Source organism: Glaciibacter kafniensis (assembly GCF_039538945.1).
Lineage (GTDB): Bacteria > Actinomycetota > Actinomycetes > Actinomycetales > Microbacteriaceae > Cryobacterium > Cryobacterium kafniensis.
On record NZ_BAABCN010000017.1, the window covers coordinates 168396 to 183835 of the forward strand.

Sequence of the window (15440 nt, forward strand, 5' to 3'; positions counted from 1 at the left end):
AGTGAGCGCTCACTCAATTACGCTCGCCCCATGGTTGAGACGATCGCGACAGAGAAGAGTGCGACGGAGAGGCCTGCGCGGGCGCCGTCGTTGTCGGTCGAAGACCGGCAGTCGATGCTCATCGATGTGGTCACCCCTCTGCTGTTGCAGCACGGCCGCGCGGTGACAACGAAGCAGATCGCCGAGTGCGCCGGCATCGCTGAGGGCACCATCTTTCGCGCGTTCGGCAGCAAGGACGAACTCATTCGGGCGGCAATCGACCGGCACCTCGATCCAGAGCCGTTCCGGGCGCAGCTGCGCCTGGTCGACCTTGACCTTCCGCTTGAGGAACGCATCACCGCCATCGTCACTCTCATGCGCGAGCGCTTCACGACGGTGTTCACCCTGATGAGCGCGCTCGGCGCCACCGGTCCGCCCCCGCACAGCGACGACGGTCGGCGCGAGTTCGCCGAGATCATCTCGCGTTCGTTGGCCGGGGATGCCGCGCGGCTGAATGTTGACCCGGCACGTGCGGCCCAGATCGTGCGCATGATCGCTTTGGCGGCCTCGGTTCCGCAGATGCGAAACGGTCAATCCTTCGACGACGGCGAAATCGCCGCACTCATTTTGTATGGCATTGCCGGCCGACCGGCCGACCGCGTCTCGAACTAGGAGAATCACGTGCTCTGGAAATTGCTTGTGCACCATTTGCGGCCCTACTGGCCGCTGCTCGTCGCGGTCGTCGTCTTTCAGACCGCGCAGTCGATCGCATCGCTCTACTTGCCGACGCTCAACGCTGACATTATCGACAACGGCGTCGCCACGGGCGACACCGACTACATCATGAGCACGGGCGCGATGATGCTCGGCATCACTCTGCTGCAGATCGCCTGCGCGATCACCGCGGTCTATTTCGGCGCGAAGGTGGCAATGGCGCTCGGCCGCGATCTGCGCCGCGAGGTTTTCACCCGGGTGGGGGAGTTCTCCGAGCAGGAGGTCACCCGCTTCGGCGCGCCGTCGCTGATCACCCGGTCGACCAACGATGTGCAGCAAGTGCAGATGCTCGTGCTGATGACGACGACCTTGGTGGTCGCTGCGCCCATCCTCTGCATCGGCGGAATCATCGTGGCCATGCAGCAGGACCTGCAGCTGTCGTGGCTGATTGTGGTCAGCGTTCCGATCCTGCTGATCGCGGTCAGCCTCATCGTGACGCGCATGGTGCCCCAGTTTCGCAAGATGCAGGTGCGCATCGATACCGTCAACCGGGTGCTGCGTGAACAGCTGACCGGCATCCGTGTGGTGCGTGCATTCGTACGTGAGAACGTGGAGACAGAGCGATTCACCCAGGCGAACGCGGATGTCACGGAGGTCGCTCTGAAGGCCGGCCGCCTGATGGCGTTGATGTTTCCGGTGGTCATGCTCGTGCTCAACGTTTCGAGCGTCGCGGTGATCTGGTTCGGTGCATTCCGGATCGAGGACGGCTCGATGCAGGTCGGCACCCTGATCGCATTCCTCAGCTACCTGATGCAGATTCTGATGGCGGTCATGATGGCCACGTTCATGTTCGTGATGATCCCGCGGGCGGCGGTCTGCGCCGACCGGATCGGCGAGGTGCTCGGCACAGAGACTAGTGTCAGGCCGGCAGTCAACCCGGTCACCGAAACCAGCGGGGCCGGTGAACTGGAAATGCTCGACGTCGGCTTCTCCTACCCGGGTGCAGAGCAGCCGGTGCTCAGCAACATCAGTTTGATCGCCCGGGCTGGCGAGACCACCGCCATCATCGGCAGCACCGGGTCGGGCAAGACGACACTGGTCAATCTCCTGCCACGCCTCTTCGACGTGTCGACGGGAGCAGTGCTCATTGACGGCGTCGACATCAGGGAGATGAGTCAGGACCTGCTCTGGAGCTACATCGGCCTGGTTCCGCAGAAGCCATACCTGTTCTCGGGAACGGTACGCAGCAATCTGCACTACGGCAGACCCGATGCGACAGAGGAGGAACTCTGGCAGGCACTTTCCATCGCCCAGGCGACAGACTTCGTGAGCGAGATGGACGGCGGCCTCGACGCCCCCATCTCGCAGGGCGGCACCAATGTCTCAGGCGGTCAGCGACAGCGACTCGCGATCGCGAGGGCGCTCGTGAAGCGCGCCCCGATCTACATCTTCGACGACTCCTTCTCCGCGCTTGACCTGGCGACGGATGCGCGGCTGCGCTTGGCTCTCAAGACCAACGTCGCGGGAGCGACGATGATCATCGTCGCGCAGCGGGTGTCGAGCATCATCGATTCCGACCAGATTCTGGTTCTCGAAGACGGTCGGATCGTCGGACACGGCACGCACACCGAACTCCTCGAAACGTCGGAAACCTACCAAGAAATCGTGGCGTCACAGCTGACGGCGGAGGAAGCAGCATGAGCGAGTCAGCAGAAGAACGCACTCCGGCGCGCCCGCCGATTCGGCGGGGACCTGGCGGCGGTGGGCCATTCGGCGGTGCGATGATGCCGGCCGAAAAATCACTGAACTTCGGGCCAAGCGCGAAGAGGCTGCTCGGCACGCTCCGGCCGGAACAGATGTGGCTGTGGCTGGTGCTCGCCCTGGCGGTGGTCAGCGTCACGTTCTCGGTGCTCGGACCCAAACTTCTCGGCGAGGGAACCAACCTGATCTTCTCCGGCGTGATCTCGAAGTCGTTGCCTTCCGGTGCGACGCAGGCCGAGGTGATCGCCGGGCTGCAGGCAGAAGGCAAAACGACTGAAGCCGACATGCTGAGCGGCATGACGTTGACTCCCGGGCTGGGGATCGACTTCGCTGCGCTGTCGAATGTCTTGATGTGGGTTCTGATTCTCTACATCTTCGCCTCGGTCTTCAGCTGGCTCCAGGCGTATGTGCTCAACGGCGTTGTGCAGCGCACGATGTTTCGGTTGCGGGAAGACATTGAAGCGAAGCTCAATCGCCTCCCGCTGAGCTACTTCGACGGCAAGCAACGCGGTGAGCTGCTGAGCCGGGTCACCAACGACGTCGACAACATCTCACAGACCATGCAGCAGACGTTGAGTCAGGCCGTGACGTCACTTCTCACCGTCGTCGGGGTTCTGGTGATGATGCTGATCATCTCGCCGCTGCTCGCCACGATTGCGCTCGTGACGATTCCGCTCACCCTGATCGTGACGGCGCTGATCGCCAAACGCTCGCAGAAGCTGTTCGTCGCGCAGTGGAAGCACACCGGCACCTTGAATGGTCAGATCGAGGAGACATTCACCGGGCACGCGCTCGTGAAGGTGTTCGGGCGCCAGCACGAGGTGGAGGCGCGCTTCCACGAGAAGAACGATGAGCTCTTCAACGCAAGCTTCGGCGCCCAGTTCATCAGCGGCATGATCATGCCGGCGATGACCTTCATCGGAAACCTCGTCTACGTGGCGATTGCCGTGGTCGGCGGTCTGCAGGTTGCCTCCGGCGCGCTTCAGCTCGGAGACATTCAGGCCTTCATCCAGTACTCCCGCCAGTTCACGCAGCCGCTCGCGCAGCTCGGGTCGATGGCCAACCTGCTGCAGTCGGGTGTCGCATCCGCCGAGCGCGTGTTCGAGCTTCTCGACGCCGATGAGCAGAGCCCCGACCCCGAGGATCCAGAGACCCCCACGGAACTCGCGGGGCGCCTCGTCTTCGAAGACGTCTCGTTCAGCTATTCGGAGGACAAGCCGCTGATCGCAGACCTCAGCCTGGTCGCCGAGCCAGGGCAAACGGTGGCGATCGTCGGCCCGACCGGCGCGGGCAAGACCACGTTGGTCAACCTGATGATGCGGTTCTACGAGATCGATTCCGGACGGATCACCCTCGACGGGGTCGACGTCTCCCGGATGACACGTGACGATCTGCGCGGCCGCATGGGCATGGTCTTGCAAGACACCTGGCTCTTCGGCGGCACCATTCGCGACAACATCGCCTACGGTCGGCCCGATGCGACAGAAGAGCAGATTCTCGCGGCAGCCCGCGCCACCTACGTTGACCGGTTCGTGCACTCACTGCCGGACGGCTACGACACGGTGCTCGACGATGAAGGCGCAAACGTGAGCGCCGGCGAGAAGCAGCTGCTCACGATCGCCCGGGCATTTCTGGCCCGGCCGAGCGTGCTCATCCTCGATGAGGCAACGAGCTCGGTCGACACCCGCACCGAGGTGCTGGTGCAGAAGGCGATGAGTGCGCTGCGCGCCGACCGCACGAGCTTTGTGATCGCCCACCGTCTGTCGACGATTCGCGACGCCGACCTGATTCTGGTGATGGAGGCGGGCCGCATCGTTGAGCAGGGCAACCACGCGGCGCTGCTCGCGGCCGAAGGGGCATACTTCAACCTCTACAACGCGCAGTTCGCGGCGCCGGTCATCGATGAGGTGTGACGCAGAGGCATCGATGAGGTGTGGCTGAGGCTCACGTTATGCACAGCCGCTGAGAGTCGGAGTTCTCCACCGGCTGGGGCCTCTCCCGATCGGGGGCGGCCCCCGCTCGGCACAGTGGGGGCATGTCAGAAAACGCTGCTCACTCCACTGCCTCTTCCTCCTCCTCGACAACGATCGTGAAGGCGCACGAACCGCGTGATTTTCTCGCCATCGTGCCCCAGCTTCTCGGGTTCCTTCCCGAACGGAGCATGGTGCTCGTCGCCTTTCGCGGCACGCGCAGCTGCGGGGCGATGCGGTTCGACATGCCCAGGCCCGGCGAAACTCGGGCGGTGCAGAAACGCATCGCGACAACGGTCATCGGAATGCTCTGCAAGATCCCAGGCGCGGATGCCGTGGTGCTCGTCGTCTATACGGACCGAGGTATTGCGCGGCTCGATCGACTCCCCAACGATTCATTCGTCGGCGTCGTGCTCGAACGCGCGCGCACGTCAGGATTCGTGGTGCGCGACGCGCTCTGCGTCGGCGCCGACGCCTGGAGCTCGTATGTGGAACCCGCGGTCGGCGGACATCCGCTCGCGGAGATCGCCCAGTCTGGAGTTCACGCTGCGGTACCGGAGCGCGCGCGGCAGCTCGCCGTTCTCCAGAGCGGCGCCGAGTTGCCCATCGTCACCAAACCGGCGAAGGAGAAATGTGCCAGGCTGCTGCGGCGCTACCAACGAGCGCTCGACAGCGAGGAGGCCGCGCTTGAGCTGATGACGCTGTACGGCGACGTGCTCGACCCGGTCTCGCTCGTTGAAGAGGCACTGGGCTGGAACCCCGACGCGCTCGAGGCGCAGAACGCCGCGGCACTGCTGTTTCTCACACAGGGGCCGGCCCAGCGCGATCAGATGATGCTGCAGTGTGCCTTCGGGCGCGATGTCGGCGTCGTGCTTGGCGAGGCGAATCTGCGCTATCTGCTGCTGCAGCGAGCCACTGGGCTGAGCCTCGACGAGATTGTGCGTGCCGAAGAAGAGGCCAGGCGGGCCAGACGGGCGGCGACCCCGGCCGACGGCTCAGGTTCGGACTCGCTGGATGGATCGCCAGATGAGGCGTTGCTCGACAACGCGTACGCCGAATGTGGGAGCGACCTGATCCTCGGGTTGCGTTCCGAACGTCCGGATCCCGATCGGGTGCAACGCGCGATCGGGATTCTCAAGACGGCCGTCGCGCTGGCCCCGCGGGCGATGCGACCGGCCCCGCTCTGCATGCTCGCCTGGCTGTCGTGGTCGCTCGGGATGGGATCGGTCGCTGGAATGTTTCTCGACCAAGCGCTGACCATCGACAGAGAGTACGGCATGGCGCTGCTTCTCAACACACTCATCGGGTCGGGCCGGCTGCCTGAGTGGGCTTATGCCGTTCCGACCAGCTGACGGCAACAAAAACGCCGAGAATCGCCGTTGCTACCGAGAATCGCCGTTGGAACGGCGACGCTGGGAAGAAACGGCGATTCTCGGCGAGGAGGTGACGACTAGAGGTGGTTCGACGCCTCGGTGAGAACCTCGTTGAGGATCTGCCCGATCTCGCGAATCTCCGACGGACCGATGGTCAGCGGGGGAGCGAGCTGTACGACGGGGTCTCCCCGGTCGTCGGCACGGCAGTAGAGTCCCGCGTCGAAGAGCGCCTTCGACAAGAACCCGCGCAGCAGTCGTTCCGACTCTTCGTCGTTGAACGTCTCCTTGGTCGCCTTGTCCTTGACCAGCTCGATGCCGAAGAAGTAACCCTCACCACGCACGTCACCGACAATGGGCAGGTCGAGCAGCTTCTCGAGTTCGGCCCTGAAGATCGGCGAGTTCTCGCGCACGTTCTCGTTGAGCTTCTCTTCTTCGAAGATGTCGAGGTTGGCCAGTGCCACAGCCGACGACACCGGGTGACCGGCAAAGGTGTAGCCGTGGTAGAACGCCGTGTCGCCGTGCTTGAACGGTTCGTAGATCTTTTCACTGACGATGGTCGCGCCGATCGGCGAGTAGCCGCTCGTCATGCCCTTTGCGCAGGTGATCATGTCGGGCTCGATGCCGAATGTCGTCGACGCGAACATGTTTCCGATGCGGCCGAAGGCGGTGATGACCTCGTCGGCCACGAGCAGCACGTCGTACTTATCGCAAATCTCGCGCACGCGCTTGAAGTAACCGGGGGGAGGCGGGAAGCAGCCACCTGAGTTCTGCACCGGCTCAAGGAACACCGCCGCGACAGTCTCCGGGCCCTCGAACTGGATCATCTCTTCGATGCGGTTCGCTGCCCAGAGGCCGAACGTCTCGAGGTCGTCACCGAGGCCGAGGCCGGGGGCCATCTCGTCGGCGCGGTAGAAGTTCGTGTTCGGCACCCGGAAACCACCGGGGGTCACCGGCTCGAACATCTCCTTCATCGCGGGGATTCCCGTGATGGCCAGGGCGCCCTGCGGGGTGCCGTGGTAGGCGACGTTGCGAGAGATGACCTTGTGCTTGGTCGGGCGTCCCTGCAGCTTCCAGTAGTACTTCGCGAGCTTGAACGCGGTCTCGACAGCCTCGCCGCCACCGGTCGAGAAGAAGACACGGTTGAGGTCGCCGGGCGCGTAGTCGGCCAGACGGTCGGCCAGGTCGATCGCGTTCGGGTGTGCATATGACCAGATCGGGAAGAACGCGAGTTCTTCTGCCTGCTTCTTGGCTACCTCGGCGAGACGGGTGCGGCCGTGTCCGGCGTTGACGACGAAGAGGCCGCTGAGCCCGTCGATGTACTTCTTGCCGCGTGAGTCCCAGATGTGGTGACCCTCACCCTTGGTGATGATCGGAACGCCGCCACCGGTTTCCATCACCGACTGGCGTGCGAAATGCATCCAGAGGTGGTCTTTGGCCTTCTGCTGCATCGCTGCATTTTCGGCGTCGCTGTAGATTCTCGGTTCTGATTTAGTCATTTTTATCGTGTTCCCCAGTTGTAGAGCTGTTTGTGGAGTTTGAGATAGACAAAAGTTTCAGTGGAGGCAACTCCTTCAAGGTTGCGAATCTTCAAGTTGAGAAGCGTGAGCAGCTCGTCGTCGTCTTCGCAGACGACCTCGGCGAGGATGTCGAAGGACCCGGCCGTGAGAACCACGTAGTCGACGGCCGGAATCGCCGCCAGCTGGTCGGCGAGCACGCGGGTGTCGCCGGTGGCCCGGATGCCGATCATCGCCTGGCGGTAGAAACCCAGCTGCATCGGGTCGGTGACCGCGACGACCTGCATCACGCCGGCTTCCGTCAGCTTCTGCACCCGTTGCCGCACGGCGGCTTCGCTCAGCCCCACGGCCTTTCCAATTTCTGCGTAGGAACGACGACCGTCGGATTGCAGCTGCTCGATGATCTTCTTGGAGACATCGTCAAGCTGCACCGGCTTGCCTGCCGGAACACGGCCTTGTGAGTTCATGCATCGATTGTGTCAGCGAGAGTGCCCTTCGGCAAGTGATTCCGTGGTTCAAACGCAAAAATGCTGCGAATTCCACAGAAATTCACTCCTGTGAATCAGGATGCCCCCCTTAGAATGAACGGGACGGCGCGGTCAGTTCTGCGCCCATGTGGCCACCACGCAGCGGCCAAGACACAGGGAGCCTGGAATCATGAGCACGCGAGAACTGCGCAACTTCATCAACGGAGAGTACGTCGAGTCGAAATCTACGGCACGGCTTGACCTGATCGATCCGGCGACCGAAGCCGTGTACGCCACGAGTCCCGTATCCAGTGCCGCCGACGTCAACGACGCCTATGTCGCAGCGAGCAACGCCTTCGAAATCTGGGGTGAGTCGACCCCCAGTGAACGTCAGCTGGCACTGTTCCGCATTGCGGATGCCATGGAGGCACGTGCCGAGGAGTTCGCCGACGCTGAGTCGCAGGACACCGGCAAGCCACGTGGAACCCTTGTCGAAGATGAAATTCTGCTCTCGGTCGATCAGATCCGTTTCTTTGCGGGAGCCGCGCGCAACCTCGAGGGCAAGTCGGCCGGCGAGTACATGAAGGACCACACCTCGATCATCCGTCGCGAGCCGATCGGTGTCGTCGGCCAGGTTGCGCCGTGGAACTACCCGCTCAACATGGCGGTCTGGAAGTTCGCCCCGGCCATCGCCGCCGGAAACACGACGGTGTTGAAGCCCTCAGACACCACGCCGAGCGCCACCTTGCTGCTGGCGGAGGTCGCAGCGGAGTTCCTCCCCGCCGGCGTTCTCAACGTCGTCACCGGTGACCGCAACACCGGCGCTGCGATGATCGACCACAAGACGCCGCAGCTCGTCTCTATCACCGGATCGGTGCGTGCCGGCATGGAGGTCGCGAAGGCGGCATCCTTCGATCTCAAGCGGGTGCACCTTGAGCTCGGCGGCAAGGCCCCCGTCATCGTGTTCGATGACGCCGACATCCCCTCCGCCGTCGCCGGCATCGTCGCCGCCGGATTCTTCAATGCCGGCCAGGACTGCACCGCCGCGACGCGGGTTCTCGTGCAGAGCGGAATCCACGACGAATTCGTGGCGGCGCTCGCCGCCCATGCCAAGGAGAACGCGAAGACGGGAGCCCCGCATGAGTCAGGAAACCTCTTCGGCCCGGTGAACAACGTGAACCAGCTGGCCCAGGTCACCGGGTTCATCGATCGTCTTCCCGATCACGCTGTGGTCCAGCTCGGCGGGCACCGCCAGGGCAGCACCGGCTACTTTCACGAAGCCACGATCGTCAGCGGTCTCACCCAGGCCGATGAGGCCGTGCAGCAGGAGATCTTCGGACCGGTGATGACGGTGCAGCGGTTCACCGATGAGGCCGAAGCACTGCGCTGGGCCAACGATGTGCAGTACGGCCTGGCTTCCTCGGTCTGGACCGCCAACCACGGTCGCGCCATGCGCTTCGCCAAGCACCTCGACTTCGGTTGTGTCTGGATCAACACGCACATTCCGATCGTCGCCGAGATGCCTCACGGCGGATTCAAACACTCCGGCTACGGCAAAGACCTCTCGATGTATGGCTTCGAGGACTACACGCGGATCAAGCACGTCATGTCCTACATCGGTTCGTAAGGCGAGCCGCAGATTATGCAGGGAACCGTCAGGTGCATGCTCGCACCCGGTCATCGCGCACAGTGGACGTTCGTCGTTGGCCAGGGGTTTCTCGCGGCAGTCCCGGTTGATGCGCCGGCTGCTGTCATTGAGAAGCTGAGCGCTGAGGTGACCCTGCCGGTTGTGAAGCTGGAGTCGCTTGTCGCCCTGCTGCCGCTGGCCGGTGAGCACAAGATCGAGAGCTTCGTCGTCATCGTTGCGGGGGAACCGGTCGATGACGACGGAGTTCCCGTCTCGATCGTGGTCAGAGGCGATATCGCCGCCGAGGTCTATTCGGTGGGTGGTTCGCGCCGATTCAGCGACCGCGGCATCCGCCCCTGGCTTCTTGCAGAGTTTCAGGCTGTCGTCGGCATCGACATCGTTCCGGCAGACGCGGCAGAGAGCGCGGGCCCGACGGCCCGGCCGGCACGGGGCGTGCCCATCGGAATCGGAACCGTCTCTGGCTCCTCACTCGCCTGGTCTCTGAACGATGCCGCGGGCGAGGGAGCCGGTGTCGCCGCGCTCGATCACCGCACCGACACGTCCCGAGCGCAGCCGACAATGGACGGCGTCTGGTACGGCCTTCGTCTGCCTGCCGGCGATGAGCGTCGCATCGATTCGGTCTTTCTGCTCGGGCGGCGCCCGCGGCAACTGGATCAGAGCACCGGCGCGAAGACCGACAAGATCGCGCTCATCCCGCTCGCCTCAGCCACCTCCGCGGTCTCGGCGACGCACCTTGAAATCCGTCTCAACGGTGGCAGGGTTATGGTGACAGACCTCGATTCCACAAACGGTTCGACCCTCACCTACTCCGATGGTCGCAGCGAGCGGATGCGCCCCGGTGTGGCGACGGAAGCGGCGCCCGGTACGAGGGTAGACGTCGGGGACGGTAATATCGTCGAGATCCTCCCCGCGAGCGAACGGTAACCCGTTGATGTGGCGTATGAGGCGTAGTCGGAAGGCACCACCCGTGACCCAGATCGGTCAAGGCTCACTCAGCCACACGATTGTCTTGCCCTCGGTCGAGACAACACTCACCCTGGCCTGGGCATCGCGCACCGATACCGGGCACCGTCGCGAGGCCAACGAAGACAGCTTCGTCGCCCTCCCGCCCATCTTCTCGGTGGCCGACGGCATGGGTGGTCACTCGGCCGGCGACGTGGCCAGCGCGGCCGTCGTCACCCGGCTCGCCGAGCATGGTGGAGAGACCACCGTCACTGCCGAAGCCATCGCCGCCTCGCTGAGCCTGGCCGTCGAAGACATGGCCAAGGGCGTCGGTGTCACGGATCAGGGCACCGGCACCACTGCAACCGGTGTCGGACTCGGCATCGTGTCGGATGCCGCAGCCTGGATCGTTTTCAATATCGGCGATTCCCGTGTCTACCAGCTCGTCTCCGGAGTGCTCGAACAGGTCACCGTCGACCACTCGGTTGTGCAGGAGCTCGTCGATTCCGGACGCATCACCCGCGAAGAAGCGGATGTGCACCCACAAGGAAACGTCATCACCCGGGCTGTGGGGTTTCACGAGCCTCCGATCCCCGACTACCGCATCCTGCCGGTGCAGGCCGGCATGCGTCTCTTGGTCTGTTCAGACGGATTGACCAAAGAGCTCACTGCCTACGGCATCCGTCATTTTCTGATCAGCAATCCGAATGCGCAAGACGCCGTCGACGCGCTCGTCGCCGCAGCGCTCGAGAACGGTGGTCGCGACAACGTGACAGTCATCGTCGTCGACGTGCTCGAGGTCGCCTCGTCGGCTGCGCAGCCCGAGAGCTGAACGCGCGTCGACAGAACCTGACGCTCGAATGGTCGGTACGCTGAGAAGACAGTGATCGAACCGGAGAGGAACCGCGCGATGACCTGCCAGATCTGTGGGGCTTCTCTGCCCGATCGTGCCATGTTCTGCGGTGAGTGCGGTAGTTCAACCACTGCGACGCCGTTCAGCCGCAAGCGGTCAGAGACCTCGATGGGCGACACCAGCATCATTCAGCCGCTGCCGCCGCAGTCTGCAGTCTTCTCGATTCCCTATCGGATGCCCGACGACGCGTTGGCAGCAACGCCGGTCGTCGCACCCGCGCGTCAGGCGCCGCACGTTTCGCTCCCTGAGCGGTCGGTGGAGTCGGAGCCGACTCGCGCCGAGCCGGTTGCCGTCGTCCCCGTCACTGTCGAGCGGGTCGCCGCGGAGCCTGCCGGTGTCGAACCGGTAGCCGTTGCCCCGGCGGAACCCGAGCCGGTCGCTTGTGCGGCGGTCGCATCGGAGCCGGCCGAGACCGCGCCCGCAGCTCATTTCGTGCTGCAGTTCAGCACAGGGGAGCACGTCGTTGTGGCCGGAACCGGTCTGCTCGGCCGTCGCCCCAACGCGCAGCCCGACGAGACATTCGACCACTTCGTGCAGATTCACGACGTGAGCATGTCCGTGTCGAAATCGCATCTGGAGTTCGGTCAACACAACGGCGAATTCTGGATCAACGACCGGATGTCGGGCAACGGCACAGTGATCAGGCGACAGGACGACTCGGTGTTGCGGTGCGAACCCGGCCGACGCTACCTGGTAGCCAGAGGCTCCCGCGTGGAGATCGGCGACCAGTTCTTCATTCTGGGCTGAGTCGCGCTGGGCTAAACCTCGCCGGCCGTGGTTTCGGCTGTCGCTTCTGCTCCCTCCCCACCTTGTCCGCATCCGGATTCCTCCACCGAGATGCGAACACGAGAGCAACGCATCCGGGCAGCTGATGATGTGGTGGGGTGAGCCACCCTCTTTCTCCGCTTCGGCTGCCCGCCCTGCCTGCTGAGCCGGCACCTGCCGGATTTCCGCTGATCGCCAGCGTCGCGCCGCTCGCCGCTGCCGCGGTGATCTGGGGCCTCACGGGCTCGGTGTTCGCGCTGGTCTTTGCCGGACTCAGCCCGATAATGGCGGTCGCAGGTCTGCTTGACGGACGTCGCACGCGTCGGCGCGCCCGGCGCCAGGGTGCCGCTGCATACGATGCAGCCATTGCAGAGCTGCGTGTTCTCGCCGCTGAACAGCAGGCGCAGCTTCGCATCGAGAGTTGGGAGCGCACGCCGTCGGCAGCCAGCATCCTCGCTGCCCACGACCGAACGGCCTACTGGCCGTCGGACGGAATGACGGAGGTGAGCGTCGGTTGCGGATCGATTGATGGGGGACTGCGCGTTGACGGTGCTGACACGACTCCGGAGCACCGGGCACTCTCGCTCGAGATTGCCACACTGACTGAGGCTCCGATCGTCGTCGACGCGATGCACGGGATCGGAGTGGTTGGTTCAGTTCCACTTGCCCGGGCGCTGGCGCGCGCACTCGTCATCCAGCTGTGCACTGCGCTGCCCCCGACGCGATGCGGGTTCAATGCTGCCTCCAGCGGCTGGGAATGGGCAAGCCTGCTGCCGCATGCCGATTCGGCCACGGCGGACCGCGATCTGACGGTCTGGGAGCACGGCGAACCCTGCATCCGGGGTGCGGGTGAGCGGATGCTGATCGCGGTGGCCTCGCACGTCACTGCGCTTCCGCCGGGCTGTGACACTATCGTGCAGGTTCACGGGCCCGACCGCGCTGAGGTCGTGCGTTCGGCAGTGCTGCCGCGAGGATTGGTCTTTCGACCCGAACTCATCGCGACGGCGGAGGCGGGCCGATTCGCGGCGGTGCTCCGACAGCAGGCGCTGGTATCGGGTCTTCTGCCGGCGCAGAGCAGGCTGCCAGAGGCAGTGCCATTCAGCTCGCTCGATCAGCAAGCGCTTCAACTGCAGGGACTGGGGTGCACGATCGGCTACGGCGAGCACGGCGCGCTCTCCGTCGATCTCGTGCGCAACGGACCGCATGCTGTGATCGGCGGCACCACCGGAAGCGGCACGAGCGAACTGTTGGTGACCTGGATTCTGGCGATGGCCGCGACTCGATCCGTGCACCGCCTGAATTTTCTCCTCATTGATTTCAAGGGGGGTGCCGCATTCGCACCGCTCGTCGCGTTGCCGCACTGCGTCGGATTGGTCACTGATCTTGAAGCGGGGGAGGCGACACGGGCGCTGCACAGCCTGGCGGCAGAGCTGCGTCATCGGGAACGCGTCCTGCGTGACGCTGAGGCGCGCGACATCGATGATCTCCCGGCACCGGGGATGCCCCGGCTCGTGATCGTGGTCGACGAGTTCGCCACCATGCTCGACGCCTTTCCCGCTCTTCACACACTGTTCGTCGACATCGCTGCCCGGGGGAGATCTCTCGGCGTGCACCTGATTCTGTGCACGCAGCGGCCGGCCGGAGTCGTTCGCGATGCATTGCTGGCCAATTGCAGTCTGCCCATCTCGCTCAGGGTCAACAACCGGGCCGACAGCCTGGCCCTTCTCGGCACGGATGCCGCCGCCGGGCTACCAGCGACGTCTCCGGGGCGGGCGCTCGTCGACACGGCTGAGGGCGAGGCGACGCTCTGCCAGATCGCGACAACAGATCAGGATGACCTGGCAGGGATCGTCGCTGCTCACCGTGGTCGCCCGCCCGCCCGGCGACCCTGGCTGCAACCGCTTCCGACGGAGTTGACCGCCACACTGATGCGTCAGATCGTCGGAGCAGCTGAATACGACGCCTCCGAATCCAACACCACGGGTTCCGACGCCGCGGTTTTCGACTCCGCGGGTTCCGACGCTACCCTGACGTCGGGGGCGACCGCACTCACGCTTGGTCTGCTCGACGAGCCGGAGCACCAGCGCTACCGTGTCGCGCGCTACAGTCCCACCGTCGACGGGCACCTGCTGGTGCTCGGGTCAGCACGTTCCGGAAAATCCGCGGCCCTTGCTCTCATCGAGAGGGAGGCACTGGCCGCCGGCCTCGCCGTCGAGAGGGTCGGCGCCGACGTCGAACGGGCCTGGGATCTGCTCGAATTCGCCCACCGGAGGTCCGCTGGTCAGAACGGCGATGCCGCACGCAAGACGACGGGACCGGACGGAGCAGAACGGGGGATGGGCAGGGCACTGCTTCTACTCTTCGACGACTTCGACTCTGTGCTGGCGCGCTGGGAGCCCGAACACCGGCAGGCCGCTCTCGATCTGCTGGCCGCTGTGCTGCGCGATGGCGCCGCGGCCAGAATCACCTGCATCGTGTCCACACAACGGGTGGCCAACGGTCTGCAACTGCTGCCGACGCTCTGCCCGAGCAGTCTCCTTCTGCGGATGGCAAGTAGAGAGGACTACCTGGCTGCCGGAGGCCTCGCTGAGCGGTTCGATCCTGCTCTGCCGCCGGGTGGAGGGGTGTGGCGGGAGCGACGTATCCAACTGCTCACCTCGACCGATGGCGACCTGCGAGGCGAGGGAGCGACATCCGCAGCAGCAACAACCGCAGTTGCAAGGGCCGAGGCAGCACCACCCGTAACTGCGGCTCCCGCCGCGGAAGCATCCGAACCAGCGGCACCAGGCGCCGCACTCCCGCTCGCTCCCTTCGGAGCGCCGACGCACAACCTCATCGTCGTGGCGGGGGCACCCGCTCAGTGCGCCGAACGATTTCGCCGTTTTGCGCTCGCCGGTCAGGGGGTAGTCGTCGAACTCGCCGGAATCGGCGCAGGGGCGGGGAAACTCGAGGTCGGCCGAGCTGCAGGGTCCACCGTCTTCGTCGGCGATGTCGACGCCTGGCAAACGGAGTGGGCGCTGCTCCAGGCCCTCCGACCTCGGGCAACGATGGTGTTCGACGGCTGTAGCCTGGCCGACTTTCGACAGATCAATCGGCGTCGTCAGCTCCCGCCGCCGCTCGCACCCTCCCGCGGGCATCTCTGGCTGAGCGACCCCGATGGCACGGTTCGACGCGGGGTGATGCCGGGGTGAGCGAGGTGAGGCTTGAGGAATCATCCCCCCGTTGAGGGTATGGACAAACGATTTTATAAAGAAACCTCATTAAGTTTCTGAGTTCCGCGTAATTAATCGCGATGAACCGCGTCTCCTCGATGAAAGCAATCAGCAACCGCGTGAAATCTGCGCCGTCACCGCTGACGACTGAGCACAGTCACTTTCATGGCGAAGGGGATGAG

General features: G+C 64.4%; 11 protein-coding genes. 9 read left to right on the forward strand and 2 right to left on the reverse strand.

Annotated elements, in window-relative coordinates:
• Window positions 1-30 precede the first annotated feature (30 nt).
• From ABD791_RS19615 to ABD791_RS19630, 4 genes are all read left to right on the forward strand, one after another.
• Complete coding sequence (locus ABD791_RS19615) at window positions 31-651, forward strand: TetR/AcrR family transcriptional regulator (protein ID WP_345069570.1); 621 nt, start codon at window positions 31-33, stop codon at window positions 649-651.
• Window positions 652-660: 9 nt separating this feature from the next.
• On the forward strand, window positions 661-2394 hold the full coding sequence (locus tag ABD791_RS19620; RefSeq protein ID WP_345069571.1) for an ABC transporter ATP-binding protein: 1734 nt from the start codon (window positions 661-663) through the stop codon (window positions 2392-2394).
• A complete protein-coding gene (locus tag ABD791_RS19625; RefSeq protein WP_345069572.1) occupies window positions 2391-4367 on the forward strand; it encodes an ABC transporter ATP-binding protein in 1977 nt (658 codons plus the stop codon). The genes ABD791_RS19620 and ABD791_RS19625 overlap by 4 nt, the downstream gene beginning before the upstream one ends.
• A 122-nt stretch (window positions 4368-4489) precedes the next feature.
• Window positions 4490-5776 carry a DUF4192 family protein gene (locus tag ABD791_RS19630; RefSeq protein ID WP_345069573.1) on the forward strand — a complete coding sequence of 429 codons (1287 nt, stop codon included), beginning with the start codon at window positions 4490-4492 and terminating at the stop codon, window positions 5774-5776.
• Window positions 5777-5874: 98 nt separating this feature from the next.
• Here ABD791_RS19630 and ABD791_RS19635 read toward each other — a convergent pair whose 3' ends face one another.
• The gene (locus tag ABD791_RS19635; protein ID WP_345069574.1) at window positions 5875-7293 is read right to left on the reverse strand and encodes an aspartate aminotransferase family protein; all 1419 of its coding nucleotides are present in this window, start codon (window positions 7291-7293) and stop codon (window positions 5875-5877) included.
• A 2-nt stretch (window positions 7294-7295) separates the two neighbouring features.
• Complete coding sequence (locus tag ABD791_RS19640) at window positions 7296-7778, reverse strand: Lrp/AsnC family transcriptional regulator (RefSeq protein WP_345069575.1); 483 nt, start codon at window positions 7776-7778, stop codon at window positions 7296-7298.
• 190 nt (window positions 7779-7968) lie between these two features.
• Between ABD791_RS19640 and ABD791_RS19645 the strand changes: the two genes are divergently transcribed.
• The 5 genes from ABD791_RS19645 (at window position 7969) to ABD791_RS19665 (ending at window position 15237) form a co-directional block, all read left to right on the forward strand.
• A complete protein-coding gene (locus tag ABD791_RS19645; protein WP_345069576.1) occupies window positions 7969-9405 on the forward strand; it encodes a gamma-aminobutyraldehyde dehydrogenase in 1437 nt (478 codons plus the stop codon).
• Window positions 9406-9441: 36 nt separating this feature from the next.
• Window positions 9442-10350 (forward strand): FHA domain-containing protein, encoded by a 909-nt coding sequence (locus ABD791_RS19650; RefSeq protein WP_345069577.1) that lies wholly within the window; start codon window positions 9442-9444, stop codon window positions 10348-10350.
• A gap of 43 nt (window positions 10351-10393) precedes the next feature.
• Window positions 10394-11200 carry a PP2C family protein-serine/threonine phosphatase gene (locus tag ABD791_RS19655; RefSeq protein WP_345069578.1) on the forward strand — a complete coding sequence of 269 codons (807 nt, stop codon included), beginning with the start codon at window positions 10394-10396 and terminating at the stop codon, window positions 11198-11200.
• Between the two features lie 78 nt (window positions 11201-11278).
• Entirely contained in the window at window positions 11279-12028 is a 750-nt protein-coding gene (locus ABD791_RS19660; protein ID WP_345069579.1) for an FHA domain-containing protein, read from the forward strand.
• A 137-nt stretch (window positions 12029-12165) separates the two neighbouring features.
• Complete coding sequence (locus ABD791_RS19665) at window positions 12166-15237, forward strand: FtsK/SpoIIIE domain-containing protein (RefSeq protein WP_345069580.1); 3072 nt, start codon at window positions 12166-12168, stop codon at window positions 15235-15237.
• Window positions 15238-15440 lie beyond the last annotated feature (203 nt).